Origin of the sequence: Brenneria salicis ATCC 15712 = DSM 30166 (assembly GCF_003315515.1) — a bacterium.
Classification (GTDB): domain Bacteria; phylum Pseudomonadota; class Gammaproteobacteria; order Enterobacterales; family Enterobacteriaceae; genus Brenneria; species Brenneria salicis.
This window is the reverse complement of record NZ_QNRY01000009.1, coordinates 59,997-85,445: the sequence shown is the minus strand read 5'-3', so window position 1 is coordinate 85,445 and position 25,449 is coordinate 59,997. Positions and strand designations below refer to the sequence as shown.

23 protein-coding genes and 2 pseudogenes are annotated in these 25,449 nt (G+C 54.0%); 14 read left to right on the top strand and 11 right to left on the bottom strand.

The genetic code is table 11. The annotated features are described in order from the left end of the window. Nucleotides 1–140 precede the first annotated feature (140 nt). From kdgK to yhjD, 3 genes are all read right to left on the bottom strand, one after another. Nucleotides 141–1,076, bottom strand: coding sequence for a 2-dehydro-3-deoxygluconokinase (kdgK, locus tag DES54_RS06350; protein ID WP_113865749.1), 936 nt, complete (start codon nucleotides 1,074–1,076; stop codon nucleotides 141–143). Between the two features lie 143 nt (nucleotides 1,077–1,219). After that, complete coding sequence (locus DES54_RS06345; RefSeq protein ID WP_113865748.1) at nucleotides 1,220–1,438, bottom strand: 2-hydroxymuconate tautomerase family protein; 219 nt, start codon at nucleotides 1,436–1,438, stop codon at nucleotides 1,220–1,222. Nucleotides 1,439–1,506: 68 nt separating this feature from the next. After that, the gene (gene yhjD / locus DES54_RS06340) at nucleotides 1,507–2,538 is read right to left on the bottom strand and encodes an inner membrane protein YhjD (RefSeq protein ID WP_113865747.1); all 1,032 of its coding nucleotides are present in this window, start codon (nucleotides 2,536–2,538) and stop codon (nucleotides 1,507–1,509) included. A gap of 313 nt (nucleotides 2,539–2,851) precedes the next feature. Between yhjD and DES54_RS06335 the strand changes: the two genes are divergently transcribed. Both DES54_RS06335 and DES54_RS06330 read left to right on the top strand, forming a co-directional pair. After that, the gene (locus tag DES54_RS06335; protein WP_240634958.1) at nucleotides 2,852–4,000 is read left to right on the top strand and encodes an MFS transporter; all 1,149 of its coding nucleotides are present in this window, start codon (nucleotides 2,852–2,854) and stop codon (nucleotides 3,998–4,000) included. Between the two features lie 262 nt (nucleotides 4,001–4,262). Then, nucleotides 4,263–5,792: a flavocytochrome c gene (locus DES54_RS06330; protein WP_113865745.1), complete on the top strand. Its 1,530-nt coding sequence runs from the start codon at nucleotides 4,263–4,265 to the stop codon at nucleotides 5,790–5,792. A gap of 70 nt (nucleotides 5,793–5,862) precedes the next feature. On the opposite strand, the gene DES54_RS06325 is transcribed toward DES54_RS06330, so the two are convergent. Both DES54_RS06325 and DES54_RS06320 read right to left on the bottom strand, forming a co-directional pair. Then, nucleotides 5,863–6,429: a DcrB family lipoprotein gene (locus tag DES54_RS06325; protein ID WP_113865744.1), complete on the bottom strand. Its 567-nt coding sequence runs from the start codon at nucleotides 6,427–6,429 to the stop codon at nucleotides 5,863–5,865. Nucleotides 6,430–6,538: 109 nt separating this feature from the next. Continuing rightward, entirely contained in the window at nucleotides 6,539–7,270 is a 732-nt protein-coding gene (locus DES54_RS06320) for a 7-cyano-7-deazaguanine/7-aminomethyl-7-deazaguanine transporter (protein WP_113865743.1), read from the bottom strand. Between the two features lie 269 nt (nucleotides 7,271–7,539). On the opposite strand from DES54_RS06320, the gene tusA reads away from it, so the two are divergent. Next, nucleotides 7,540–7,803, top strand: a complete 264-nt coding sequence (gene tusA / locus DES54_RS06315; protein ID WP_113865742.1) for a sulfurtransferase TusA — start codon at nucleotides 7,540–7,542, stop codon at nucleotides 7,801–7,803. Between the two features lie 39 nt (nucleotides 7,804–7,842). Here tusA and DES54_RS06310 read toward each other — a convergent pair whose 3' ends face one another. Beyond that, nucleotides 7,843–10,164 (bottom strand): zinc/cadmium/mercury/lead-transporting ATPase, encoded by a 2,322-nt coding sequence (locus tag DES54_RS06310; RefSeq protein WP_113865741.1) that lies wholly within the window; start codon nucleotides 10,162–10,164, stop codon nucleotides 7,843–7,845. Nucleotides 10,165–10,255: 91 nt separating this feature from the next. After that, a complete protein-coding gene (locus DES54_RS06305) occupies nucleotides 10,256–10,885 on the bottom strand; it encodes a lysoplasmalogenase (RefSeq protein WP_113865740.1) in 630 nt (209 codons plus the stop codon). Nucleotides 10,886–11,050: 165 nt separating this feature from the next. On the opposite strand from DES54_RS06305, the gene DES54_RS06300 reads away from it, so the two are divergent. Next, entirely contained in the window at nucleotides 11,051–11,371 is a 321-nt protein-coding gene (locus DES54_RS06300) for a DUF1820 family protein (RefSeq protein ID WP_113865739.1), read from the top strand. A 60-nt stretch (nucleotides 11,372–11,431) separates the two neighbouring features. On the opposite strand, the gene DES54_RS06295 is transcribed toward DES54_RS06300, so the two are convergent. Then, nucleotides 11,432–11,713 carry a DUF1145 family protein gene (locus DES54_RS06295; protein WP_113865738.1) on the bottom strand — a complete coding sequence of 94 codons (282 nt, stop codon included), beginning with the start codon at nucleotides 11,711–11,713 and terminating at the stop codon, nucleotides 11,432–11,434. Between the two features lie 16 nt (nucleotides 11,714–11,729). Then, complete coding sequence (gene rsmD / locus DES54_RS06290) at nucleotides 11,730–12,329, bottom strand: 16S rRNA (guanine(966)-N(2))-methyltransferase (protein ID WP_113865737.1); 600 nt, start codon at nucleotides 12,327–12,329, stop codon at nucleotides 11,730–11,732. A 253-nt stretch (nucleotides 12,330–12,582) separates the two neighbouring features. Here rsmD and ftsY point away from each other — a divergent pair, with 253 nt between their 5' ends. The 4 genes from ftsY (at nucleotide 12,583) to rpoH (ending at nucleotide 16,569) form a co-directional block, all read left to right on the top strand. After that, on the top strand, nucleotides 12,583–13,833 hold the full coding sequence (ftsY, locus tag DES54_RS06285) for a signal recognition particle-docking protein FtsY (RefSeq protein WP_113865736.1): 1,251 nt from the start codon (nucleotides 12,583–12,585) through the stop codon (nucleotides 13,831–13,833). A 5-nt stretch (nucleotides 13,834–13,838) separates the two neighbouring features. Beyond that, the gene (ftsE, locus tag DES54_RS06280; RefSeq protein ID WP_113865735.1) at nucleotides 13,839–14,510 is read left to right on the top strand and encodes a cell division ATP-binding protein FtsE; all 672 of its coding nucleotides are present in this window, start codon (nucleotides 13,839–13,841) and stop codon (nucleotides 14,508–14,510) included. Continuing rightward, entirely contained in the window at nucleotides 14,500–15,468 is a 969-nt protein-coding gene (gene ftsX / locus DES54_RS06275) for a permease-like cell division protein FtsX (RefSeq protein ID WP_113865734.1), read from the top strand. The genes ftsE and ftsX overlap by 11 nt, the downstream gene beginning before the upstream one ends. Nucleotides 15,469–15,711: 243 nt before the next feature. Further along, complete coding sequence (rpoH, locus tag DES54_RS06270) at nucleotides 15,712–16,569, top strand: RNA polymerase sigma factor RpoH (protein WP_113865733.1); 858 nt, start codon at nucleotides 15,712–15,714, stop codon at nucleotides 16,567–16,569. 116 nt (nucleotides 16,570–16,685) lie between these two features. Here rpoH and panM read toward each other — a convergent pair whose 3' ends face one another. Next, nucleotides 16,686–17,093, bottom strand: coding sequence for an aspartate 1-decarboxylase autocleavage activator PanM (gene panM / locus DES54_RS06265; protein ID WP_113865732.1), 408 nt, complete (start codon nucleotides 17,091–17,093; stop codon nucleotides 16,686–16,688). Between the two features lie 463 nt (nucleotides 17,094–17,556). On the opposite strand from panM, the gene DES54_RS06260 reads away from it, so the two are divergent. From DES54_RS06260 to DES54_RS06235, 6 genes and pseudogenes are all read left to right on the top strand, one after another. After that, on the top strand, nucleotides 17,557–18,669 hold the full coding sequence (locus DES54_RS06260) for a branched-chain amino acid ABC transporter substrate-binding protein (RefSeq protein ID WP_113865731.1): 1,113 nt from the start codon (nucleotides 17,557–17,559) through the stop codon (nucleotides 18,667–18,669). A 124-nt stretch (nucleotides 18,670–18,793) separates the two neighbouring features. Continuing rightward, a pseudogene (gene livH / locus DES54_RS06255) lies at nucleotides 18,794–19,568 on the top strand (high-affinity branched-chain amino acid ABC transporter permease LivH). Next, complete coding sequence (locus DES54_RS06250) at nucleotides 19,565–20,836, top strand: high-affinity branched-chain amino acid ABC transporter permease LivM (protein ID WP_113865730.1); 1,272 nt, start codon at nucleotides 19,565–19,567, stop codon at nucleotides 20,834–20,836. Before livH ends, DES54_RS06250 begins: the two are co-directional and overlap by 4 nt. Further along, nucleotides 20,833–21,581 (top strand): annotated as a pseudogene (gene livG / locus DES54_RS06245) (high-affinity branched-chain amino acid ABC transporter ATP-binding protein LivG). Before DES54_RS06250 ends, livG begins: the two are co-directional and overlap by 4 nt. Before the next feature lie 4 nt (nucleotides 21,582–21,585). Continuing rightward, nucleotides 21,586–22,287: a high-affinity branched-chain amino acid ABC transporter ATP-binding protein LivF gene (gene livF, locus DES54_RS06240; protein ID WP_113865729.1), complete on the top strand. Its 702-nt coding sequence runs from the start codon at nucleotides 21,586–21,588 to the stop codon at nucleotides 22,285–22,287. 52 nt (nucleotides 22,288–22,339) lie between these two features. Beyond that, complete coding sequence (locus tag DES54_RS06235; RefSeq protein WP_113865728.1) at nucleotides 22,340–23,527, top strand: aminotransferase-like domain-containing protein; 1,188 nt, start codon at nucleotides 22,340–22,342, stop codon at nucleotides 23,525–23,527. A gap of 86 nt (nucleotides 23,528–23,613) precedes the next feature. On the opposite strand, the gene DES54_RS06230 is transcribed toward DES54_RS06235, so the two are convergent. After that, nucleotides 23,614–25,257 carry a methyl-accepting chemotaxis protein gene (locus DES54_RS06230; RefSeq protein WP_113865727.1) on the bottom strand — a complete coding sequence of 548 codons (1,644 nt, stop codon included), beginning with the start codon at nucleotides 25,255–25,257 and terminating at the stop codon, nucleotides 23,614–23,616. Nucleotides 25,258–25,449: the final 192 nt, after the last annotated feature.

Here is a 25,449-nt window from a genome sequence, read left to right as displayed (position 1 = left end):
AAGTGAGCAAGAAGTTGCGCAGATTTTGCATTTGTTCTGAAAGTTTTACTTAGAGATAAATTTATTTGACACCCGAAGGTCAAAAAATAACCGCCGGTTGATTTATTCGCGGGGGAGTGCTTGCGTAGATCGGGGAAGTGTTATGACGTCGGCATGGCTTGCGGCGGGATAATCGCGCCGCGGTGCTGGATAACGGTACTGGCGGTCAGATGACCGCGCTGAGCCGCTTCTTGAGCGCTGCCGCCGCTCAGACGGACAGCCAGATAACCGGCGCTGAACGAATCGCCCGCCGCAGTGGTATCGACCACTTTTTCTTTCGCCAGTTTCACTGCTGGCACGTCGATGAGCGCTTGTCCATGTTCTGACACCAGACAGGAATCCGCGCCGCGCTTCAGCACGATCTCTGCCGCGCCAAAGCCGTGAGTGCGTGCCAGCACCGCTTCAACCGGCTGTTCTCCCCACAACATATCTTCATCATCCAATGTGAGGAATGCGATATCCGTGTAGGACAGGATCGCTGTGTAAGCCTGCTGCGTTTCTTCTTTGCTTTGCCACAGACGCGGGCGATAGTTGTTATCAAAAATCACTTTACCACCGTTGGCACGGCAGGCGCGCAGCAACGAAAACAGACGCTGACGGCTTTCCGTGGTGAGGATCGCCACGCTGATGCCGCTGAGATAAAGATAATTAAAACGCGCCAGATGCCGACAGATTGTTTCTGCTTCAGCGCTGTCCAGCCAGTAACGAGCGGCGGCATCATTGCGCCAGTAATAGAAGGTGCGTTCGCCAGCATCGTCCGTTTCAATGAAATATAAACCAGGCAGTTTGTTATCCATACGCTGGATCAGATCCGTTTTCACCCCTTCTTTCCGCCATGCGGCAACCATCTCTTCACTAAAGCTATCGGTGCCGAGCGCGGTAACATAATGCACGCCAAGCATATCGGGCTTGACCTGACGAGCGATATAGACCGCCGTATTCAACGTATCGCCGCCAAATCCACGGCTAAGATCCGTGCCTTTTTGCGACAGTTCAATCATGCATTCGCCGATCACGGCAATGTTATTCGTGGTCATCACAGTTAGCCTGTTAGAAGAAGTTGGTAAAACGCGGAAATCAGCATCAGTCTCAACATAACGTGAGAGTGAGTCAATAGTTTTGAAACGATGTTTTATTTTTTTATGATATGGATCGGAAAATCCCTGCTTTCCGATCCCTTTTATCGAGGGGGGAAACGAGGGTACTTGTGGCGCAAATTGGTCACGCTTTCTCCGCCGATACCCCAATTGTCAGTATCGACTTCATCAATGACCACCACAGTGGTGGCCGGGTTTTTCCCCAGCGTATCGACCAGCAATTGCGTCACTCCGGCGATCAGGGTTTTCTTTTGTTCCGCGGTCGCGCCTTCGCGGGTGATTTTGATATTGACGTAAGGCATACATTCTCCTGTCTGGGTGGATATAACAATTTATTGATGCCATTCATGCGGACGTCAGCCATGCAAGGTTAAGTCAGTTGGTTTTTTTTCGATGCGATATCTTCCTGTTCCTGCCCTCCAGACGCGGTGTCGCCTTTATAATTTGCGGTGGCGATCCAGGCGGCGCAGAACAGGGTTAACCGGGCGAAGAAATAGAAAAAAGCCATCAAGCCGATCACTGAACCAAATGCGGCGCCAGAGGGAGAACTGGCGAGCTTGGGTAGCGCGACGGTCATGGCGAATTTGATTATCTCGAAACCAATGGCGGCAAGCAGGGTTCCCCGGAACAAGGCTTTACGTTTGGGTTTGTGGCGCGGCAATACAAAGAAGATCCACAGAAACAGCAAATAATTGGCGAAGATTGAAATCGACAAGGCAATCAGCGTCAAAGCCGGACGCAACCATTCGATGCCGCCCAACCCCAGCGCATTCACAATCATATCCTGCGCGGTACCTGCCACTGAGGTAAGGAACAAGGTTACGACCAGCGCAATCATCAGCCCGGTGAGCGACAGAAAATCGCGGGTGTACTGGAAGTAAATCTTCTCTTCATCCTGCGGATTGCGCTCCCAGACATCGCGCGATTGCGCGCGGATCGCTTCGCGCAGATTTCCCATCCAACTGATACCGGAATACAAGGCGATCAGCAACCCGGTCAACCCGACGGTAGTACGTTGCTGAATGGCGGTATTAACGGTATTTTTCAGCGTGTTAGCCAGATTGGGGTCGCTAATGCTGTTGACGATTTTATTGATAAGCCCGGTAAGCAAATCCGGGTTGGATGCCAGCACGAAGCCGACCGCCGCGAAAGAGACCATCAGAATCGGGATCAGCGACAGAAAGGAAAAATAAGTGATCGCGGCGCCAAACTGATTGCCCATACGGTCATTAAAGCGCTCGCCCGCGCGGATCATATGCGCCACGCTGGGGATGGCCCGGATGCGTTTTACCAAACGTCTGGCCCGAATTAAAAAAGCGTGCTGTTTTTTTACTGCGCCGCGCTTTTTTTCGGCGCTGTGGGCTGGTGGTGAATGGCGATCCGACTCTGCCGGTTCAGGCATTGAATTCCTCCTGCGGGTCTGATGTGGGTTAGGGAACAGATCTGATTATAACCAACAAGATGAGAATGTTATGGTTTTCATCACTGGGGCGCTTTTGTAAATTAATAGTGACTGTAAATTAATGGTGACGTCCGTGATAATTAATCGTGAAAGCTGACTGGCGCTTGTTTATACTGAACAGCCTGGATGCCAATTACCGGATTACCCGGTTAACACTTTTGCTCAGCCTCAAGTGATGATGTTAAGTGAGTGAAATCCCCGATGTCTGTTCCGTCCCCCATCAGAGCCTGCCGTTGGCACATTGCGCCTTAATTTGCGTATTGTCTCTGTCGTAATTTTCAACTTCGCCAGTTACCTGAATATCGGTCTGCCATTAGCCGTGTTGCCCGGCTATGTACACGATACGCTGGGCTACAACGCGTTCTGGACTGGGCTGGTGATCAGTCTGCAATATTTTTCCACGCTGCTGAGCCGCCCTCATGCCGGACGTTACGCCGATGAGAAAGGGGCGAAGAAGGTGGTGGTGTGGGGGCTGGCGGGGACGCTGCTAAGCGGTCTGTTTTATCTGCTGGCGGCCTGGAAAGACGCTTCTCCGCTGATCGCGCTATTGTTATTGTTTGCCGGACGGCTGGTGCTGGGCGCCGGACAGAGTTTTACCGGAACCGGCGCGACCTTGTGGGGGGTAGGCGTGGTCGGATCGCGGCATATCGGGCGGGTTATCTCGTGGAACGGTATTGCGACCTATGGCGCGATGGCGATTGGCGCGCCGCTTGGCGTCTGGCTGAATCATATCGGCGGACTGCAACTGCTGTCTGTGGTCATTATTCTGGTGGCGGCGATTGCCATCATCTGCGCCTTGCCGCGCGCGGAAGTGAACGTCACGCCCGGTAAGAAAATCCCCTTCCGCGAAGTGCTGGGCAAGGTTTGGATGTACGGCATTATTCTGGCGCTCGCCTCGGCGGGATTTGGGGTGATCGCAACCTTCATTACGCTGTTTTACGCCGACAGAAACTGGGAAGGCGCCGCGCTGACGCCGACCATTTTCAGTTGCGCCTTCGTCGGCGCACGTTTGGTGTTTCCCAACAGCATCAATCGATTCGGCGGCTTGCGCGTGGCGCTGGCGTGTTTTGTGGTCGAAGTGGCGGGCCTGGTGCTGGTCTGGTGCGCGCCGCAACCCTTTATGGCCGAACTTGGCGCTTTTCTTGCCGGAGCCGGCTTTTCATTGGTGTTTCCGGCGCTCGGCGTGGTGGCGGTCAAGGCGGTCTCACCACAGAATCAGGGCAGCGCATTGGCGACTTATACCATCTTTCTCGACTTATCATTGGGCGTCGTCGGCCCGCTCGCCGGGGTGTTGATGAGTTATGCGGGCATCGCCTCCATCTATCTGGCGGCGGCGCTGCTTGGGGTGGTGGGTTTGCTGCTGACCTTGCGTTTGAGCCTGCGTCCTGACGCATCGGCGTAAAATACTCCGTATCCGCCGCTGTCCAGTATAACCGTCCGGTGGCGGGCCGGAAAGGATCGCCACAGTGCGAGTGGACTCACGTTTAACACCTCGCTTTTTGTGTTGAAATGATTTCAGGTACTTATAACTCCAACACGTACTGCTTCAATCATCACCTGCCACCGTTTTTCTATCGTTTGTATCGTCATTCATCGCGCTCGGTTTTCAGCATGTTTTTCGATTTTTATCGTCATTCATCCATTTTGGATATGGAGGTAATGCAATGAGTAACAAACCGATAAATGATCCACAGAGTCGTCGACAGTTTTTGAAATCAACCGGTATGGTGGTGGGGGCGCTCGGCGGTATGGCGTTGTCTCATCCGGCGCAGGCGGTGCCAATACCCGCGCCTATTCCGCAGAAATGGGATACGACGGTTGATGTCCTGATCGTCGGCACCGGATTTGCGGGGCTGGCGGCGGCGATTGAAGCGCGTAATGCGCAGGCCGAGGTCTTGGTCATCGACAAAATGCCGCTGTTGGGCGGGAATTCGGTGCTGAATGGCGGCGATCTGGCGGCGGCGGGTTCCAAAATGCAACAAGAAATCGGCATTGAGGATTCGCCGGAACTGATGTATCAGGACATGCTCAAGGCGGGCAGTGGACTTAATTATCCCGAACTGGCCAGAACCGTTGCGGAACATTCGGTGGAAGCGTTGGAATGGGCGCAAAGCATCGGCGCGCAATTTAATGTCGTCAACTACCACGGCGGTCATTCGGTGAAGCGCGCCCATCAACTGGTACAGCGCTCAGGATCAGGGTTGATCATCAAACAGCGGCAGAAAGCGAAAGAACTGGGGGTGGTGATTGAACAACGCGCCAAGTTGCTGCGGTTGATCGTTGAGCCGGATGGCCGGGTGATCGGCGCGGAAGTTCGGCGGCGCTACAAGTTCCCCGATGAAAACTCAGGCGAGATTGCCTATATTCGCGCCCGTAAAGGCGTGGTGCTGGCATCCGGCGGTTTTTCACAAGGCGTGGCGTTGCGCCAGATGTACGATCCGCGTCTGACCGACGTCTTCACCTCGACCAATCATCCCGGCGCCACCGGCGAGGCGATTATGGCGGCCTGTAAGATTGGCGCGCTGGATACGCAGATGGACTGGATCCAACTGGGACCCTGGACCAGCCCGGATGAAAACGGTTTCGGCTATATACCGCAGTTTGTCGAGCGCGTAATCGGCTATGGATTGATGGTCGACCCGGCGACCGGCAAGCGCTTTTTTAAAGAGACGGGCAACCGTAAAGAGCGGGCCGACGCCATTATTCAATTAGGGCACCCGGCCATCATCATTGCCGATAAAACCAATACTCTGAACATGGTGGATCCGGGACAACGGGAAGGGGCGCTGAAAAACGGTTCGCTTAAGCCGTATGACTCGCTGGAAGCGTTGGCAAAAGCTTATGAAATGCCGGTTGACGCCTTTGTCGCGCAGGTAAATCGCTGGAACGAGTTTGTCAGTCGGCGCAACGATGCCGATCTTGGCTGTATGATTTTCAAGGATGCGGTGCCGAATGTGACGCCACCGTTTTATGCCGCGCGTTTATGGCCGCGGGTACACCACACCATGGGCGGTCTGGCGATTAACAAGGATGCGCAGGTGATTGGTTTTGACCTGAAACCGATACCCGGTCTGTATGCGGCGGGGGAAACCGTCGGCGGCGTTCACGGCGCTGTCAGACTTGGCAGCGTCGCCATGACCGATTGCATTGTGTTTGGCCGCATCGCCGGAAAAAATGCGGCGACAACCGCTTGAAAACCAGTTAAAAAAACGCAGTGGCGGGCAAGGATTGTCCGCCATAAGAAAGATAATCCGCGGTTAACGTTTATTTCAGTTTCAGCGTCTGGATGATGCTTTCCGCTTCGGTCTGAGCCTGCTGTTGATTATCCGCGGGCAGGGTAATCTGCAAGGTCAGCAAGCGGTTATCCACTTTTCCCAACACCACTGAGGAGTAAGCCTGCTGTCCGCTGCTGGTGATGATGCTGTCCAACTGTTGCAGCTTCTGTCCATCAATGTCGATGGTTTTGTTGGTCACAACCTGAAGGTTTGCGTCGCGCGTGCGCTGCTGATCTTCCAGACGTTGTGTCAGCACGGAAAGCTCTTCCGTGGTGTTATCGCCCAGGATCACGATAACCGCTTTTTGTCCGTTATCATTGGCGTACACATGCATGTTGTTGGCCTGCGTCCCCAACTTACCGCTTTGATCCTGCATATCGGCTGGCAACGTAAAGACGACTTTGCCGGATAATAATTCTAACGTCTTGCTGGCAGCGGCTTCTGCCGCCGGTTTGTCTGATGCGGGGGCGTTTGCGGTATCGTCCGTTTTTCCATCACAGGCCGCCAGAACAGTCACCAGAAGGCTGACGCCGAGGTATTTTACTAAATTCGACATGGGTTCCCTTTCTCTCATTTTTCAACAGGTGATAACAGTATGGCACCCTATTCAGATAGCAAAAACAAGCATTTTGTTGTTGCAAACCGTTGGGCCACAGGGACGATTTTTACAAATGTCGGCGTTGGTTTGCCGCCGACCTTGCCGCCATGCGGCGGCAAGGTCGGCTTCTGTTTTCGACCGACCGATAGGAAATCGCTTCTTGCCGTTCACTCAGCCGTTTCAGCGCCATATTCAGCATAACGCCATACATCGGCAGGAAGAAAATCAGGCTGATCAGTAGCTTGAATGTGTAATCCACCAGCGCGATTTCAACCCAGTTTGCGGCCATGAAAGGATCGGTGCTGCGGTAGAAGGCAATAAAGAAAAAGGCCAACGTGTCGCTGAAATTGCCGAACAACGTGGAAACCGCCGGGGCGACCCACCAGACATTGCGCTGGCGCAAGCGGTTAAAGACATGCACATCCAGTATCTGACCCAGAACGTAAGCCATAAAGCTGGCGCAGGCAATGCGGGCAACCACGATGTTCACCTGACTCAGCGATGCAAACCCTTGCCACACGCCCTGATAGAACAGCGCGGAAATGACATAAGAAATCACCAGTGCAGGCGCCATCACGGTCAAAATAATACGGCGTGCCAGCGGCGCGCCGAAAATCCGCACGGTCAGATCGGTCGCCAGAAAGATAAAGGGAAAGGTAAACGCGCCACAGGTGGTATGAAAACCGAAGAGGGCAACCGGAAGCTGGACCAGAAAGTTACTGGAAGTAATGATCAGAATATGAAACAACGACAGCCAGATCAGCGCCGTCAGTCGCTGCCGGGGAGTGAAACGATACATGATGTGACCTTTTTGGTTATTGGGGTTAGGGAACCCAAGAAATCATCGTGCGCTGTTTTTTTCAGCAACGCGGCGGCATGATACGCAATTGCTTTGGGAATGCAATTTTTTTGGTAACGCAATCGTTTTGCTGGCTGAACTGTTTTGCTAACTGAATTGTTTCGCTGACAAAATGGTTGTTCTTTGCGTAAATATTGTCGTGGCTTGCGTCACAGAATCTCCGGCGTAAACTAAGCCGGTTTTATAATCCCCTACCACAGAGAATGTTGATGACCGATCCCTTCGCCAATCCTGATAAAACCCTTGATGCTCAGGGACTGCGCTGTCCCGAACCGGTGATGATGGTGCGTAAAACGGTGCGCGAGATGGTGTCTGGACAAACGTTGCTGGTGATTGCGGACGATCCCGCGACGACCCGTGATATTCCGGGCTTCTGCCGTTATATGGAGCATGACTTGCTGGCGCAGATGACCGAGCAACTTCCCTATCGTTACCTGTTGCGCAAAGGCTGCCCGCAAGTCAAAGGCGGTTAAATTCAACGCCCTGTCGTACAGGGCGTTGAACGGTCTTTATTAATCCTGTTTTTTGAGCAACCGCAACGCGTTGGCGGTGACCAACGCCGTCGCGCCGGAATCCGCCAATACCGCCAGCCACAGCCCGGTAATGCCCAGAATACTGGTGATCAGGAAGACCGCTTTCAGCCCCAGGGCGATGGTAATATTCTGCCGAATATTCAGGTGCGTCGCCCGTGACAGCCGGATCATGCTGGCTAATCCGCCAAGGCGACTGTGTGTCAGGGCGGCGTCAGCCGTTTCCAGCGCCACGTCGGTGCCGCTTCCCATCGCAATACCGATTGTCGAAGCTTTCATGGCCGGCGCATCGTTGATGCCATCGCCCACCATAGCGACCGGATGTTGCTGATTAAGCTCGCTTACGGCGGTCACTTTGTCGGCGGGCAGTAAACCCGCCCGGTGATCGATACCCAAATCGGCAGCGATTGCCGCCGCCGCCCGCGGATTATCGCCGGTGAGCATGATACAGCGTATATTCATGGCCTGTAACGCGGCCAGTGCTGCGCGCGCATCGTTGCGCAGCGTATCGCGCAATGCCAGCAAGCCCTGCACGCGGCCATCTTCCTGTACCACAACCACCGTCTTGCCCGCGCTTTCCAGCGTATCAACCTGCTGTTGCCAGCGGGTGTCCAGCGTCTCCGCGGTCAGTCGGGCGGGTGAACTCACCTGAATCCGCCTGCCCGCAATGGTGCCTTCCACCCCGATACCGGCTAATGCGCGGCGATCTTCCGCGATGGGCAGAAATGGGTTGGTCGCCCGCGCATGTTGCACAATCGCTTGCGCCAGCGGGTGGTGTGAACCGGATTCGATCGCCGCGGTTCGCGCCAGCAGCGCGGCTTCACTCACGCCATTCGCCGGTAAAACATCGGTAACCTGTGGTTTGCCTTCGGTCAGGGTGCCGGTTTTATCAAAGGCGATGATGCGGATGCCGCCCAGTGCTTCCAGGGCCGCGCCCCCTTTGATCAGCGCGCCCTGACGGGTTGCCGCCGCCAAACCGGAGGTAATGGCGGCCGGTGTGGAAATCACCAGCGCACAAGGACAGCCAATCAGCAACAGCGTCAGACCGCGATAAATCCATTCCTGCCAGGGCTGACCCATCAACAGCGGCGGGATGACGATCACCAGCAATGATAGCAGCATGATGGCTGGCGTGTAGTAGCGGCTGAAGCGATCAAGGAAACGCTCGATCGGCGCGCGGCGCGTCTCGGCTTCTTCTATCAATTGCAGAATGCGGTCGATGGCGTTGTTGCCCGGCTGTGAAATGACGCGCAGTTGCACCATTTTATCGACACACAGGCTACCGGCGGCGATCTTGTCGCCCACGGCGCGTTCAACAGGCACCGACTCGCCGGTCAGGGCGCTTTCATCAAAACTGGCTTCCGCGCGCAGTAATTCCGCATCGGCCGGCAGCCGTCCGCCTGGGGCGACTTCAATGACATCACCGGGTAACAGGCTGGCGATGGGCACCTTAACGCGACGTTCGTTTCTGATAACGATAGCGTCTTCGGGCATCAGGGCCATCAATGCGGTCACGCCTTGTCGCGCACGGTTGGCGGCATAGGCTTCCAGCCGTTCGCCCAGCATAAACAGCAGCAGAACCACAGTGGCTTCGGTTGTCGCCCCGATCAGCAGTGCGCCGATGGAGGCTACGCTCATCAGTGTTTCAATCGCGAACGGCGTGCCGGAGCGGGCAAGTTGTACGGCCTTTTTCAGTACGGGAATGAGGCCCACAACGGTGGTGGCGATAAACGCAATCTCGCCGAGCGAATCATTAAATAACGATACGCCCCAGCTTATTGCGGTCAGCGATATAAAGAGGATCAGGAAACCATATTCGTGAAGAAAATTGCCGGGGATAAAACCGCGTTGCTCCGCAGAAGGCGGCATATTGGGCGCAATGTCCTGCAGGGTGAAACCCACTTGCGAAACCGCTTGTTGTACTTGTGAACGTACATCGTGGCGGGCGGCTATCACCAGTTTTTCGGTGGCGAACAACACATTGACGTGTTCGATGCCCTGGAGATTTTTTACTGCATTTTCAATTTTACGGGCGCAGCTTGGACAATCCATACCGCTGATTTTCCAGCTAAAACGCTGATGGGAACCGGGGTGATCGCTGTCTCCGCCGTCGGGGTCGTCTGAATCGGCATTATCGCCGCTTTCCGATGCGCTGTTATCAGGGCCTCGACCGGTATCGATCACGGCCCCGGACGCATGTTTTACCGCGCAGCAGCTTTTTTCCGCATGTGATACAGGTTTTGCATGAGCGTGGCAGCAGGCTGATTTTTCACCGCTGTGATGGTGGTGCTGATGAGAATGCATACCTTCCTCCTGTGTTGATGATAGTGATTCTCATCAGAAACTTTACACCGTTATAGGCGGTGACTCCAGTATTTCGCGTGCGTCGTCGGCGTTAAAAATAGAGCGATCGAACGATAAGGAAATGTCCGCCAAAATAGCCGATCGCCACGATGACCTGATGTGCGCGGAAATTAATCCGGTAATGGTGGATCAACCACGCGGCGTGGGCGATAAACAGCAGCGCGCAGCCGGCCAGCAGGGAGAAGTTATGGTCGCTTCCCAGTGCGAAATAACGCTCCCCGGCAACCCAGACCATCAGGGTGGTCATAAGAATAAAAGCGCAGGCTGGCCAGCGTTGATCATCCAGTCGGCTCCAGATAAGGGCGATCAAAATAGTGGCCAACAGTACCAGCGTCAACGCCAGCGGCCAGAAGAAGGTCAGCGCCATCTGGCTGGTAAAAAAACTGAGGGTGTAAAGCAGGTGGGCGCCGAAATAGGCGGTGAAGGCATACAGCAGGCGCTGCGTCGGCAGTAACAACAGCATGTCGGCGACCAGGGTTGCCAGTAATCCGGCGACGATCAGATAGCCTGATACGCTCAGAAACGGCGTTTGCCAGGCCAGCGCCAGCAACAGCAATATTGTGACCGGCTTGAACAGCCAGCGTTGCCACGCCGGACCACGATAGCTGGCGTCAACGTATAACCAGCCGGAGAAAAGTACGGCGATAAATGACCAGAGCATAGCCTATCCTTTCTTTGTTTGGCGTAAGGGGTGTTGTGATTATTGTTGTGAGTATAAACAACATCGGGTGAGACAGATGCGAATACCTGTGCTTCATGTTATTTTATCGAACTGTTTTTACTGCTGATGAATGCCGTAACGTCTCTTGAAGGAGAGTAGTGTTGAATGAGTAATGAACCTGCACTGTATCGTATTCAATTCATTAATAACGGTAAGAACTACCAGCTTTATGTACGTGAATTAGCGTCGAGCAGTTTGTTCGGTTTTATTGAAATTGCCGACTTCGTCTTCGATAGCCAATCAACGGTGCTGGTTGATCCGTCGACAGAAAAGCTCAAAACGGAATTCTCCGGCGTTAGCCGCAGTTTTATTCCCTTGCAGGCGATTATTCGCATTGATGCGGTGACGGAAAAAGGCAGCGCCCGGATTTCCGAACTGGGGGATAACGTGATGCATTTCCCTTATCTTCCCGGTAAGAAGCCCTGATAAATGGACTCGTTTCCGCCGTTGTCGTCAGGGTTCCGCCTTGATTCTGCGCCTTGCACATCAGAGCTTGGGGGGCTGCCTGGGCTGTTTCTTTTGCCAGGCCAGTAACTCAAACACGCCAAACAGAAAAATGCGTGCTTGCAGCGCCTGACTGAGTGATGGGCCGTCTTTGGGCTGGCTGGATTTCAGCAACAGCAGTTGAAAGCCATGCATCAGGATCATAAATACCATCGCCACCGTCATGAAAATGTTCAGTGGCCGGGGAAACGGGTGGAGCAGGTTAAAAACCAGAAAACCCCACACGCCCAGCATCAGCAGTCGTCCCAGATTAATCCATATCATCATCTACCTCTTAATGTCATTGCGCGGCTTGCTGAGAAGAGCATTGGCGAATGTACAAGCGGTAAGCGACCTGACCGGCGATCTTTTCGCGGTGAAGCAGCCAGTTGCCCGGAATCGCCAATTGTGTATTTTCCGCCTCGGTTTCCACGTAGATCCATGCCTCCGGCGTCAGCCAGCCTTGTTGTTCCAGCAGAGATAGCGTGTGGTTCAATAAATCTTTGCGAAACGGCGGATCAAGAAACACCACGTCAAAGGGTTGTCCTGGTTGCGCCAGCCAGCGCAGCGTGTCCGTATGAACGACTTGCGCGTTTTCCGCCCGTAGCAGCGCCAGATTGTGCGTTAATTGTTGCGCTACCGCTCGCTCGGCTTCCAATAATGTGGCATGGGCCGCATAACGCGATAAGGCTTCCAGGCCCAGCGCGCCGCTACCGGCAAAACAGTCCAGGCAACGGGCTTCCTGAATAACGGGAGCCAGCCAGTTGAACAGCGTTTCGCGCACCCGATCGGTTGTCGGTCGTAAGCCCGGACTATCCGGGACCGGAAGTTTTCTGCCGCGCCACTGACCGCCGATAATTCGGATCTGGCCGGCGGCTGGCGATGCGTTTTTTTTAGCCATAATTCACAGGTTCGCTGCTGTGCCGCATCATGATTATATTGGCGCGGCCAGAAAATTTCTGGCGCTATTCTAGCGGCGGTTGCGTGTAGAGGGAATGTTAAGATCGGAGCTGAAATACTTCGTTACCGAGATTGTCTGCTATTGCGCCCGCTGGCTGCGTGTTGCTGTCGGCAGGAAAGTGTTAAACTTATTGGTTAACTATGATTTTCATTGATTGATTCGCTGCACTGAGCGGCGTGGAGCGCGATTGCACATGACGAAAGAAAAGAAGCGCGGTTTTTTTTCCTGGTTAGGATTGGGGCAACAGGAAGAAGAACAAAAAAAGCAACCGCAGGAGAAACCGGTCGTCGAGGAGGCGCCCGCCGCACTGTCTGAGACGCAGGGTCAGGCACAACAGCCTGCTGAAATCGTTGAAAAAGATCCCAAGCCTGCGGCTATCGCGCCAGTGGACGTGGCGCAACCATCGCCGCCGCCCGCGGTGGCAAGCGAACCGATCATCGAGGCGGAGCCGGACGCGATTCTCCCGGAAGCGAGTCCGCAGGATGAACCGCCAGTGGCGGCGCAGGAACAAGATCGTCCGACGAAAGAAGGATTTTTCGCGCGCCTGAAACGCAGTCTGGTTAAAACCCGAGAAAATCTCGGTTCAGGATTTATCGGATTGTTTCGCGGCAAGAAAATCGACGACGATTTGTTTGAGCAACTGGAAGAACAGCTATTGATTGCCGATGTAGGCGTGGAAACCACCCGCAAAATCATTACCGGCCTGACGGAACACGCCAACCGCCGGCAACTGAAAGATGCCGATGCGCTTTTTGTTAAACTGAAAGAAGAAATGGCGACCATCCTCGACAAAGTTGAGGAACCATTGAATATCGACGGCAAAACGCCTTACGTGATCCTGATGGTCGGGGTCAACGGCGTCGGTAAAACCACCACGATTGGCAAGATGGCGCGCCAGTTTCAGGCGCAGGGCAAATCCGTGATGCTGGCTGCGGGGGACACGTTCCGCGCCGCGGCGGTGGAGCAGCTTCAGGTCTGGGGCCAGCGCAACAATGTCGCGGTGGTGGCGCAGCATACCGGCGCTGATTCCGCGTCGGTGATTTTTGATGCGATTCAGGCGGCGAAAGCGCGAGGCGTCGATGTCCTGATTGCCGACACCGCGGGCAGATTGCAGAACAAAGCGCATCTGATGGGAGAATTGAAAAAGATTGTGCGCGTGATGAAGAAGCTGGATGAAGGTGCGCCGCATGAAGTGATGTTGACGCTGGATGCCAGCACCGGACAGAACGCCGTCAGCCAGGCGAAACTGTTCAATGAAGCGGTCGGCTTGACCGGGATTTCTCTGACCAAGCTGGACGGCACCGCCAAAGGCGGGGTGATTTTCGCCATTGCCGACCAGTTCGGCATTCCCATCCGCTATATTGGGGTGGGAGAAGGTATCGAAGATTTGCGGCCATTCAAGGCTGACGATTTTATTGAGGCACTTTTTGCCCGAGAGGATTAAAACGGATGATTCGTTTTGAACAGGTCAGTAAAGCTTATCTTGGTGGGCGTCAGGCATTGCAGGGGGTGGATTTTCATCTGCGTCCGGCAGAGATGGCGTTTCTGACCGGACATTCAGGCGCGGGGAAAAGTACCCTGCTGAAACTGATTTGTGGCATTGAACGTCCCAGCGCGGGGCAGATTCTGTTTAGCGGATATCACATCAGCCGCCTGAAAAAACGTGAAGTCCCGTTTCTGCGCCGTCAGATCGGCATGATTTTTCAGGATCATCATCTGCTGATGGAAAGAACCATCTATGACAACGTGGCGATGCCGCTCATCATTGCCGGCGCCAGCAGCGAAGATATTCGTCGTCGGGTGTCGGCGGCGCTGGACAAGGTGGGGTTGCTGGATAAAGCCCGTAATTATCCTATCCAGCTTTCCGGCGGCGAACAGCAGCGGGTCGGTATTGCGCGCGCGGTGGTGAATAAACCCGCCGTTTTGCTGGCCGACGAACCGACAGGTAATCTGGATGATGCGCTGTCCGAGGGGATTTTGCGTTTGTTCGAAGAATTTAACCGGGTTGGCGTTACTGTACTGATGGCGACCCACGATACCGGGTTGATTGCCCGTCGCAATTACCGGGTTCTGACGCTGTCAGATGGTCGCATGATTGGGGGAAATCATCATGGCGAATAACATGCGTAACGCGATAAAGCCCGGAACGAAAGCAAAGGCGCTGCGCGGCGGCTGGCAGGAGCAGTGGCGTTACGCCTGGACCAACACGCTGGACGATATGCTGCGTCAACCGTTGGCGACGCTATTGACGGTGATGGTGATCGCCATTTCTCTGGCTCTGCCCAGCATCTGTTATCTGGTGTGGAAAAACGTCAGTCAGGCGGCGACCCAGTGGTATCCCTCGCCGCAATTGACGGTCTATCTGGATAAGTCGCTTGATGACAACGCGGCGCAGGCGGTGATCACCCGTCTTCAGTCTGAAGACGGCGTCGATAAAGTGAATTATTTGTCGCGTGATGAAGCCATGGGGGAATTTCGCAACTGGTCAGGTTTTGGCGGCGCGCTGGATATGTTGGAAGAGAATCCGCTGCCCGCGGTTGCCATCATTACCCCTAAAATGAATTTCCAAAGCGCCGACGTATTGACGACCTTACGCGACCGCGTGGCGGCCACGTCAGGCGTGGATGAAGTCCGCATGGATGACAGCTGGTTTGCAAGGCTGGTTGCGCTGACCGGGCTGGTCGGCCAGATTGCGGCGACCATTGGCATATTGATGGTTATCGCGGTGTTTCTGGTGATCGGCAACAGCGTGCGTCTGAGTATCTTCAGCCGCCGCGAAACCATTAACGTCATGAAGTTGATTGGCGCGACCGATGGCTTTATTTTGCGCCCGTTTCTCAACGGGGGAGCCGTGATGGGGTTTGGCGGCGCGGTGCTGTCTTTGATCCTCTCTCAGGCGCTGGTGTGGAAGCTCGGTTCCGTCGTCGCTCAGGTGGCTTCGGTGTTCGGTACGACCTTTACCGTCAAGGGATTAAGCTGGGACGAATCCCTGTTGTTGTTGCTTATCGCTGGAATGATCGGCTGGCTGGCCGCTTGGTTGGCGACCGTTCAACATTTACGTCGTTTTACACCACAATAGGCTTTTTTTGATATACTCTTTTCCTACTGTATCCAGCTTGATATGTGAAAAAAGATGGATAATATTGTTGGAACTTGTGAGAAAAATCACACTCTAAATTCAGAGATACTGGGCCGAACCGTTAATGTGTATATGACGCGAAACAGTATGCTGGAGCAAGGCCAAATATAACGACTTGTCAATGACGGGCGTTTAAGCGGGCTGGTTAAAGCACCGCGCAACCGTGGTAATGAGAGGGATTGAATGACCAAAGATATGCAAACTTTCACCTTAGTTCTCCAGGGCAGTCTGGAGGGTTACATTCGAGCCGCCAATGCCTATCCGATGCTGACGGCAGAGGAAGAGCGGGCGCTGGCTGAACGGCTGCATTATCAGGGCGATTTGGAGGCGGCGAAGCAACTCATTCTGTCGCATCTGCGTTTTGTTATTCATGTGGCCCGTAATTATTCCGGCTATGGCTTGCCGCAGGCAGACCTGATTCAGGAAGGCAACATCGGTCTGATGAAAGCGGTGCGTCGCTTTAACCCTGAAGTGGGCGTGCGTCTCGTGTCCTTCGCCGTCCATTGGATCAAAGCTGAAATTCATGAATATGTGCTGCGCAACTGGCGTATTGTGAAAGTCGCGACCACCAAAGCGCAACGTAAACTGTTCTTTAACCTGCGTAAGTCCAAAACGCGTCTTGGCTGGTTCAATCAGGATGAAGTTGAACTGGTTGCCCGTGAACTGGGGGTGACCAGCAAAGATGTGCGTGAAATGGAATCGCGTATGGCTGCCCAGGACATGACTTTTGACCCGACGCCGGATGAAGAGACGCATGATGGTAAAGCCATGTCCCCCATGCTCTATTTGCAGGATAAGTCTTCCGACTTTGCCGATGGCATCGAAGAAGATAACTGGGACAACCACGCGGCGGACAAACTGACGGATGCGCTGCAAGGGTTGGATGAGCGCAGCCAGCATATTATCCGTGCTCGTTGGCTGGATGATGACAACAAGTCAACATTGCAGGAACTGGCCGATGAATACGGCGTATCCGCAGAGCGGGTGCGGCAGTTGGAAAAGAACGCCATGAAAAAGCTGCGAACGGCGATCGAAGCTTAAGCGACAGCACACAAGAAACAAGGGTCGGACATTTGTCCGACCTTTTTTATGGGCGTCTCTTCGGGCTTACTCGTGCAAATCGTCGCTATGGGAAGTTGAACAACGCTTTTGGCATTTTATCCTTGTTTACGGATATAACGCCAGCCGCCGGATACCGGCGAAAAGCCGCAGCTAATCATGAATTTTGCCAGCACGTCCTCTTTGACGGCAGCATGATCGGCTGTCGCCAACCACCACTCTTTCACGCCCGGTAACTGCTTGCGAGCTTCATCTATTAGATATAAACCAACACCACGGCGTCGGGTGGTGTCACGCACCAGCAGATCACTCAGTTCGGCATAGTCGCCTGTAATCTCAACCATGACGGCAGCCAGCAAGCGCTCGTTAAAACGCGCGGCGAACAGTCGGCGCTCCACGTTAAGGCTCTCTTCCAAAAGTTCCAGATTCTGGTGCGGCCAAATTTTAGCCAGATCAATTTTATCCTGCTGGCTGAATTGAGTGAGACATTCAACGGTTAGTTTCATTTACTAGCACTCCATCAAGTGAGTGAAGAATAATGTCATTGTTTTGCGGTGGAACAGTAATGTTATTTTTATGGCGAGCTTCCTGCCTACCATCCTTCGGGCCGTCGTCGCAAGCGGCGTAGGCATTTTTTTATTTAAGGTCAACAGTGAAAATGTTTTCAACGGTAAGGAATGCTCGAGTAATAAATCAATCATCAGCATATAAAGCAGCATAACTGACTATATATAAATCAATCTCCAACGTTAAAGGCTAGTGTTTTATGCTGAAAATATAAATCGCCGCTACTGATGTCAGTTGATTTGCAGCATAATATTCCTGTTTAATAATATGAAAAATAAGCCTTATTAGAAATGATTACTAATAATAACCCTAACCCGTTCTTACATATAAGAAAAAGGTTATGTTATGACGGAGGGCGGTCATTTTTTAGCAATATCCATAATAAAAGATGGGGTAAAACGAATGAAATTTAGTAAAAGCAAAACATTGCTGATGGTTTGTATGGCGGTTGCATTCAGCCATGCGGCGAGCGCTGCGGATGTTAAGGTTACTGTTGTGGGCGCCATGTCCGGTCCGGTCGCGCAATATGGTGATATGGAGTTCATTGGCGCACGGCAGGCGATTGCGGATATCAATGCCAAAGGCGGCGTTAACGGCAATAAACTGGTTGGCGTCGAATATGATGATGCGTGCGATCCGAAACAAGCGGTGGCCGTGGCGAACAAAGTCATCAACGACGGTATTCGTTATGTTATTGGCCATTTGTGCTCATCCTCCACGCAGCCAGCTTCTGATATTTATGAAGAAGAGGGCGTGATCATGATTACGCCAGCCGCCACCAACGCTGATTTGACCACCCGCGGCTATGAGCTGGTGCTGCGCACCACCGGCCTGGATTCCGATCAAGGCCCAACGGCGGCGAAATATATTGTCGAGGCGATTAAACCTCAGCGCATTGCCGTTATACATGATAAACAGCAATACGGTGAAGGTTTGGCCCGCTCTGTTCAGGATAGCCTGAAAAAAGCCAATGCGAATGTGGTATTGTTTGAAGGTGTGACCGCGGGCGATAAAAATTTCTCCTCACTGGTGGCGCGCCTGAAAAAAGAAAACGTGGATTTCGTTTATTTTGGCGGCTACTACCCGGAAATGGGGCTGCTCATGCGTCAGTCGCAGCAGGCTGGCATGACCACCAAATTCATGGGGCCGGAAGGCGTGGGCAACGCTTCGCTGTCCAATATCGCGGGTGAAGCATCGGAAGGCATGCTGGTAACGTTGCCGAAACGTTATGATCAGGTGCCTGCCAACCAACCGATTGTCGATGCGCTGAAAGCCAAAAAACTGGACCCGACCGGGCCGTTCGTCTGGACGACGTATGCCGCATTGCAATCTCTGACCACCGCCATGCAACGCAGCGGCAGCATGGAGCCGGAACAACTGGTCAGCGATCTGAAAGGCAAATCGGTGGATACCGTGATGGGGCCACTGAGTTGGGATGAGAAAGGCGACCTGAAAGGGTTTGAGTTTGGCGTATTTGAGTGGCATGCAGACGGTACTTCCAGCGTAGCGAAGTAATGGCTGCGCGGTAATGATTTCAGCCCGCATGAGCTTTGGCTGTCATCAATCGATGCTGTAATAATTCCTCAATACCGATGCCTCCGTTGCCGTAAGGCGCGGGGGCAGCATCTAAGGTTAAGGTATGTCCGAGCAGTTCCTCTACTTTTTTCAGCAGATGTTCAACGGTCTGACGTTGGGCAGCACTTATGCGCTGATCGCCATTGGCTACACCATGGTTTACGGTATCATCGGCATGATTAACTTCGCCCACGGCGAGGTTTACATGATCGGTAGCTACGTCTCCTTTATTGTAATTGCCGGCTTGATGATGATGGGTATTGATGCGAGCTGGCTGTTGATCAGCGTCGCCTTTGTCGCAGCCGTCGTCATTTCCAGCGCTTACGGCTGGAGTATAGAACGGGTCGCCTATCGACCGGTGCGCACCTCCAAGCGTCTGATCGCACTGATTTCCGCCATCGGCATGTCTATTTTTCTGCAAAACTACGTCAGCCTGAACCAGGGCTCACGCGATGTCGCGCTCCCCAGCATGATTACCGGACAGTGGGTGTTGGGCGAAACCAATGGTTTTGCCGCGACAATCAGCACCATGCAGTTGACCATCTGGATCGTGACGTTCCTCGCTATGCTGGCCCTGACGCTGTTTATCCGCTAATTCGCGCATGGGACGCGCCTGTCGCGCCTGTGAGGAAGATCTGAAAATGGCCAGCCTGCTGGGCGGCATCGGCAGCATCCCCGGCGCGATGATTGGCGGGCTGATTCTGGGCGTGGCGGAAGCGTTGACCTCCGCCTACCTGAGCACGGAATACAAGGATGCGGTATCGTTCGCGTTGCTGATTGTGGTTCTGCTGGTCATGCCTACCGGTATTCTTGGTCGTCCAGAGGTTGAGAAAGTATGAAAAAGCTCAATCTTTTCAATGCCATTATCTCCGCATTTATGTTGCTGGTGCTGGCCGCGTTTTTAATGGGCATGCAACTGGGCCTTGATGGGACCAAACTGGTGGTGCGCGGCGCTGATGAGGTGCGCTGGTACTGGATCGGCGCGGGTTGCATCGTGGTGTTCTTCTTCCAGTTGATTCGTCCGTATTTCCAGGCCGGGCTGAAACGGTTTTCCGGCCCGTCGCTGGTATTGCCGAGTTTTGATGGCAGTACGCCGCGCCAGAAGTTGCTGGCGGCTTTGCTCATTGTCGCGGCGGTTGCCTGGCCTTTTCTGGTGTCTCGCGGCACTGTCGATATTGCGACCCTCACGTTGATTTATGTGATGCTGGGACTGGGGCTGAATGTGGTTGTCGGTCTGTCGGGGTTGCTGGTATTAGGCTATGGCGGCTTTTATGCCATCGGCGCTTACACCTATGCCTTGTTGAATCACTATTACGGTCTGGGATTTTGGGAAAGTCTGCCGCTGGCGGGCATGGCCGCGGCGCTGTCCGGCTTTCTGCTGGGTTTCCCGGTATTGCGTCTGCGCGGGGATTATCTGGCTATCGTCACGTTGGGATTCGGCGAGATTGTTCGTATTCTGTTGCTTAACAATACCGAAATCACCGGCGGTCCGAACGGTATCAGCCAGATCCCGAAACCGACCCTCTTTGGTCTGGAATTCAGCCGTAACGCTCGCGACGGCTGGGATACCTTCCACAACTTCTTCGGCCTGAAATATGATCCTAGCGATCGCATCATTTTCCTGTATCTGGTGGCGCTGTTGTTGGTGGTGTTAACGCTATTTGTCATCAACCGCTTATTGCGCATGCCGCTAGGCCGGGCCTGGGAAGCGCTGCGTGACGACGAGATTGCCTGCCGTTCGCTGGGCCTGAGTCCCACCCGCATCAAGCTGACCGCCTTTACCATCAGTGCGGCGTTTGCCGGGTTCGCCGGTACGTTGTTTGCGGCGCGTCAGGGTTTCGTCAGCCCGGAATCCTTCACATTCGCCGAGTCCGCGTTTGTGTTGGCGATTGTGGTGCTGGGCGGCATGGGTTCGCAGTTCGCGGTGATCCTGGCGGCTATTCTGCTGGTGGTGTCCCGTGAACTGATGCGTGATTTGAATGAGTACAGCATGTTGTTGCTGGGCGCGTTGATGGTGCTGATGATGATTTGGCGGCCACAAGGCTTATTGCCGATGAAACGCCCGCAAATGAAGCTGAAAGTCGCTAAGAAGGAAGAGCAGGCATGAGTGAGACGCAGCCATTATTATCGGTCCGCGGCCTGATGATGCGTTTTGGCGGCCTGCTGGCGGTCAACAATGTCGAACTGGATATTCATTCGGGTGAAATCGTTTCATTGATAGGCCCGAACGGGGCCGGAAAAACCACGGTATTCAACTGCCTGACCGGTTTTTATCGTCCGAGCGGCGGCACTATCCTGTTGCACGATCGCCATATTGAAGGTTTGTCGGGACAGGCGATCGCCCGCATGGGCGTTTATTCCGCGAAATGACCGTGGTGGAGAACCTGCTGGTGGCGCAGCATCAACATCTGAAAAGCGGCGTGTTCGCCGGGCTATTGAAGACACCGGCTTTCCGTCGTGCGGAAGCGGACGCGCAGGATCGCGCGGCAGCCTGGCTGGAACGCATCGGTTTGCTGGATCTGGCGAACCGTCAGGCGGGCAATCTGGCTTACGGTCAGCAGCGTCGGCTGGAAATTGCCCGTTGTATGGTCACGCGCCCTGAATTGCTGATGCTGGATGAACCGGCAGCGGGCCTTAACCCGAAAGAAACCGAAGAGTTGGATCAGTTGATTGCGGAACTGCGCGACAGCCATCAGGTGTCCGTCCTGCTGATTGAGCATGACATGAAGCTGGTGATGGGGATTTCCGACAGGATTTATGTCGTTAATCAGGGTACGCCGCTGGCGCAAGGCACCCCCGCTGAAATTCGTAATAACCCGGATGTGATCCGCGCTTATCTGGGTGAAGGATAACGTTATGCTGTCATTAAATCAGGTTTCGGCTCACTACGGTAAAATTCAGGCGCTGCATCAGGTAAGCCTGCACATCGAACAGGGCGAAATCGTTACGCTTATCGGCGCCAACGGCGCCGGTAAAACCACGCTGCTGGGAACGCTCTGCGGCGACCCGCGCGCCAGCCAAGGCACCATCATGTTTGATGGGAAAGACATTACCCACTGGCAAACGGCGCAGATTATGCGCGAGGCGATTGCCATTGTTCCTGAAGGGCGGCGGGTTTTTTCCCGTATGACCGTGGAAGAGAATCTGGCGATGGGCGGTTTCTTTGCCGATCGCCAGCAATACCAGCAACGCATTGAACGCGTCTACGCCCTGTTTCCGCGATTGTATGAGCGACGCGCGCAGCGGGCCGGCACCATGTCCGGCGGTGAGCAACAGATGCTGGCGATCGGGCGGGCGCTGATGAGTCAGCCGCGTTTATTATTATTGGATGAGCCTTCTCTGGGGTTGGCGCCGATTATCATTCTGCAAATTTTTGATACCATCCAGCAACTGCGTGAAGAAGGCATGACCATCTTTCTGGTGGAGCAAAATGCCAACCAAGCGTTGCGTTTGGCTGATCGCGGTTATGTACTTGAAAACGGTCATGTGGTGCTGGAAGACACCGGTGCGGCATTGTTGGCAAACGAAGCGGTACGTTCGGCCTATCTGGGCGGATAATTGATACCGGGCCGGTTATCCGGCCTGTTTTTGTAAGAAGGGTTGAAAAAAGATGGCCAACGAAGGGTTACTGGCGCACCGCATTGCTCAGTTGAAAAGTTCTGCTATTCGTGAACTGCTTAAGCATAGCAAGATGGACGATATTATCTCGCTGGCGGGCGGGATCCCCTCTGATGTACTGTTTGATTTTGCCGGGTTGAGTCAGGCGACGCAGTTAGCCATTACCGAGCAGCCGAAAACGGCTTTCCAGTATGGGCTGACAGAGGGCAGCGGCGTGCTGCGCGAACGTATCGCCGATCTGTGCGCCATACGCGGCGTGAAAACACAGGCGGAAGACATCGTGGTGACGGCGGGTTCGCAGCAGGCGCTGGATTTGATTATGCGGTCCATGATTGATCCGGGGGATGTTTTTGTCGTTGAACGTCCGACCTATCTCGCCGCGCTGCAAACGCTGGAATTGGCGCAGGCGCAGGTGATGTCTGTCGCGTCCGACGAGCATGGCATGGTGGTGGATGAACTGGAAGAACTGTTGCAAAAACAGCGGATCAAGGGTGTCTATATTGTCCCGAACTTTGGTAACCCCAGCGGCGTAACGTTGAGCTATGAGCGGCGTAAGCAACTGTTAGCGTTGGCCGCGCGCTATGGGTTTGTCATCATTGAGGATGATCCCTACGGCGAGTTGCGTTTTACCGAAGAGCGGAACCCGACATTGTTTCAGTTGGCGCGGGAGGAACTGGGCAGCACGGAATACGTGCTTTATACCTCCACGTTCTCCAAAGTGCTGGCGCCGGGATTACGTCTGGGCTGGGCGATCCTGCCGCAGTGGTTGCTGCATAAAGTCGCGATAATCAAACAAGCGGCGGATTTGCATGCCAGCACACTGTCGCAAACGGTGGCGGAGTGCTATCTGGGGTTGGGACGTCTGGAAGCGCAGATCGAGAAGATTCGTTACGCCTATAAGCACAAAGGCGAGTTGCTGGCGCGGTTGGTTGAACAGGAATTGGGGGATGTCATTACCTTTAATCAACCGAAAGGCGGCATGTTCTTGTGGGCGAAATTCCGTCACGAATTTAATACCACTGAATGGTTGAAACAGACGCTCAATCAGGGCGTGGTGTTCGTTCCCGGTGAGTTTTTCTTTTCTGACCGGCCTGATTATTCGACGCTGCGTCTTTCCTTTGCGACCGCGACGGATGAACAGATGTATGAGGCGGTGGCCCGCCTGCGCCGCGCTCTGTAAACGACGTCCAAGCGTTACGCGATTGAAAACCGCGTCCTTGCTGACGCGGTTTTTTAATGGATATTAATTTTTGGAATCTATGCTGCTTAAAATGTTTCCCAATCCTTATTGGACGCGTTGGTCAGCGCCAGTGCGGTACGCGGGGGCTTTTGGGCGGTTTTCGGCGCGGCGCGTTGCGGTTGTCCGCCTTCAATGGTGAAGGCTTTCATCAGTTCTACCAGATGAGCGGCCTGATCGCTCAGGCTATCCGCAGCGCTGGCGGATTGTTCCACCAGTGCGGCATTCTGCTGTGTGACCTGATCCAATTGATTCACCGCGTCATGAATTTGGGAAATGCCGGATTCCTGCTCCTGGGTAGTGACGCCAATTTCATTGATCAGATCGGCAACATTTCGCGCCTGACGCACCAGTTCTTCGATGGTGCCGCCTGCGTCCGCCACCAGTGTTGATCCGACTTCCACCTTCTCGACGCTGTTGGCGATCAATTCTTTGATTTCTTTGGCGGCGGTCGCGGAGCGCTGCGCCAGCGAGCGCACTTCCCCTGCGGCAACTGCGAAACCACGTCCTTGCTCACCGGCACGCGCCGCTTCTACTGCGGCGTTCAGCGCTAGAATATTGGTTTGGAAAGCGATGCCGTCAATCACGCCGATGATATCGCCGATTTTATGCGAACTGTCGGTGATGTCTTTCATGGTGACCACGATATTGTTTACCGCGTCTCCGCCTTTCGCGGCGGTGGCGCTGGCTGCTTGCGCCAGTGTGGTGGCATTGCGCACAGTATCGGCATTCTGGCGCACGGTCTGGCTCATCTCTTCCATTGATGCCGCGGTCTGCTGCAAGCTGGCGGCCTGTTCTTCGGTACGCTGGCTGAGATCGGTGCTGCCTGCCGCAATCTGGCTGGAGCCGGTGGCGATGGATTCACTGCTCTCGCGGACCTGTTCGACAATCGTGCTCAGACTTGCGCGCATGCTGTTCATGGCGGCCAGCACGCTGTGGTTATCGCCCGGACGCAAATTGACCGCGGCGGCCAGATTGCCCTGCGCCGCATAAGCCACTTCACCGCCCAGTTGCCGTTTGATGGTGCGGGTAATTAACATCGATACCAGCATTCCCACCAGTGCCGCGATCACCGACAGGACCAACATGAAGTTGCCATCGGCTTTGGCTTCGCTCATTGAGCTATTGGTTAGCGCCAGCGTCAGCTTTTCCTGTTGCTCCACCATGTTGTCCAGCGCCGCGAACACCGGGCCCTGTGCATCCTGCATTTCGTTAACCATGATGGCTAACGCCTGCGCCCGCTGTCCTGGCTGTTCGGAAAGCCCCAGTTCGATAGCGCTTTTGACCGCTTGCATATAGGCGGGACGGGCGGCGGTGAGGCTGTCGAGGGTTCCGCGGGTTTCCGGTTCGGACAATCGCTCATACAATTGTTTTAGAATTTCCATGTTGCGAGCGATCTGCTTATCAATCAGTAGTTTCTCTTCCTGCATACGATTTCTGTCGGTATGCAGACCAATGTTGCGCACCGAGCGGGCGACGGTATCAAAGCCGTTTTTGGCGTCCTGTATCAGCATCAGGTTGGCCAGATTTTTTTCAGACAGCGATTCAATGTTATCTCCCAGTGAGACCAATTGCACCCGGCCGAAAATGGCAACCAGCAACCCGATAATGATAACGGAGGCAAAGCCCGTTCCCAGCATCGTTCCAAGCTTCATTTTTTTCATAAAGTTCATAAATTACCTTGCTCTCCTTTTTCTACTGATCGGCAACGTGGTATCCCAGAGGTTAGGGAAAATACCCGTTATTTTTCAGGTTGCGCTGGCGATTGCTGCCGCTGACTTGAATAGCTTATGGGGATACATTCGGCTACCGCCTTTCTGTATCGTTAAATCCATTAAAAATAGTGTAGATGCTGAATTGATAGC

Excerpts from the sequence above, each read along its gene's own strand:
- DES54_RS06295 (WP_113865738.1), bottom strand. The coding sequence starts at position 11,713 with ATGATATGGATTAATCTGGGACGACTGCTGATGCTGGGCGTGTGGGGT.
- yhjD (WP_113865747.1), bottom strand. The coding sequence starts at position 2,538 with ATGCCTGAACCGGCAGAGTCGGATCGCCATTCACCACCAGCCCACAGC.
- DES54_RS06345 (WP_113865748.1), bottom strand. The coding sequence starts at position 1,438 with ATGCCTTACGTCAATATCAAAATCACCCGCGAAGGCGCGACCGCGGAA.
- rpoH (WP_113865733.1), top strand. The coding sequence starts at position 15,712 with ATGACCAAAGATATGCAAACTTTCACCTTAGTTCTCCAGGGCAGTCTG.
- DES54_RS06230 (WP_113865727.1), bottom strand. The coding sequence starts at position 25,257 with ATGAACTTTATGAAAAAAATGAAGCTTGGAACGATGCTGGGAACGGGC.
- DES54_RS06325 (WP_113865744.1), bottom strand. The coding sequence starts at position 6,429 with ATGTCGAATTTAGTAAAATACCTCGGCGTCAGCCTTCTGGTGACTGTT.
- DES54_RS06260 (WP_113865731.1), top strand. The coding sequence starts at position 17,557 with ATGAAATTTAGTAAAAGCAAAACATTGCTGATGGTTTGTATGGCGGTT.
- ftsE (WP_113865735.1), top strand. The coding sequence starts at position 13,839 with ATGATTCGTTTTGAACAGGTCAGTAAAGCTTATCTTGGTGGGCGTCAG.
- DES54_RS06330 (WP_113865745.1), top strand. The coding sequence starts at position 4,263 with ATGAGTAACAAACCGATAAATGATCCACAGAGTCGTCGACAGTTTTTG.
- ftsX (WP_113865734.1), top strand. The coding sequence starts at position 14,500 with ATGGCGAATAACATGCGTAACGCGATAAAGCCCGGAACGAAAGCAAAG.
- rsmD (WP_113865737.1), bottom strand. The coding sequence starts at position 12,329 with ATGGCTAAAAAAAACGCATCGCCAGCCGCCGGCCAGATCCGAATTATC.
- DES54_RS06310 (WP_113865741.1), bottom strand. The coding sequence starts at position 10,164 with ATGCATTCTCATCAGCACCACCATCACAGCGGTGAAAAATCAGCCTGC.
- DES54_RS06250 (WP_113865730.1), top strand. The coding sequence starts at position 19,565 with ATGAAAAAGCTCAATCTTTTCAATGCCATTATCTCCGCATTTATGTTG.
- tusA (WP_113865742.1), top strand. The coding sequence starts at position 7,540 with ATGACCGATCCCTTCGCCAATCCTGATAAAACCCTTGATGCTCAGGGA.
- DES54_RS06235 (WP_113865728.1), top strand. The coding sequence starts at position 22,340 with ATGGCCAACGAAGGGTTACTGGCGCACCGCATTGCTCAGTTGAAAAGT.
- livF (WP_113865729.1), top strand. The coding sequence starts at position 21,586 with ATGCTGTCATTAAATCAGGTTTCGGCTCACTACGGTAAAATTCAGGCG.
- DES54_RS06300 (WP_113865739.1), top strand. The coding sequence starts at position 11,051 with ATGAGTAATGAACCTGCACTGTATCGTATTCAATTCATTAATAACGGT.
- DES54_RS06320 (WP_113865743.1), bottom strand. The coding sequence starts at position 7,270 with ATGTATCGTTTCACTCCCCGGCAGCGACTGACGGCGCTGATCTGGCTG.
- ftsY (WP_113865736.1), top strand. The coding sequence starts at position 12,583 with ATGACGAAAGAAAAGAAGCGCGGTTTTTTTTCCTGGTTAGGATTGGGG.
- kdgK (WP_113865749.1), bottom strand. The coding sequence starts at position 1,076 with ATGACCACGAATAACATTGCCGTGATCGGCGAATGCATGATTGAACTG.
- DES54_RS06305 (WP_113865740.1), bottom strand. The coding sequence starts at position 10,885 with ATGCTCTGGTCATTTATCGCCGTACTTTTCTCCGGCTGGTTATACGTT.
- panM (WP_113865732.1), bottom strand. The coding sequence starts at position 17,093 with ATGAAACTAACCGTTGAATGTCTCACTCAATTCAGCCAGCAGGATAAA.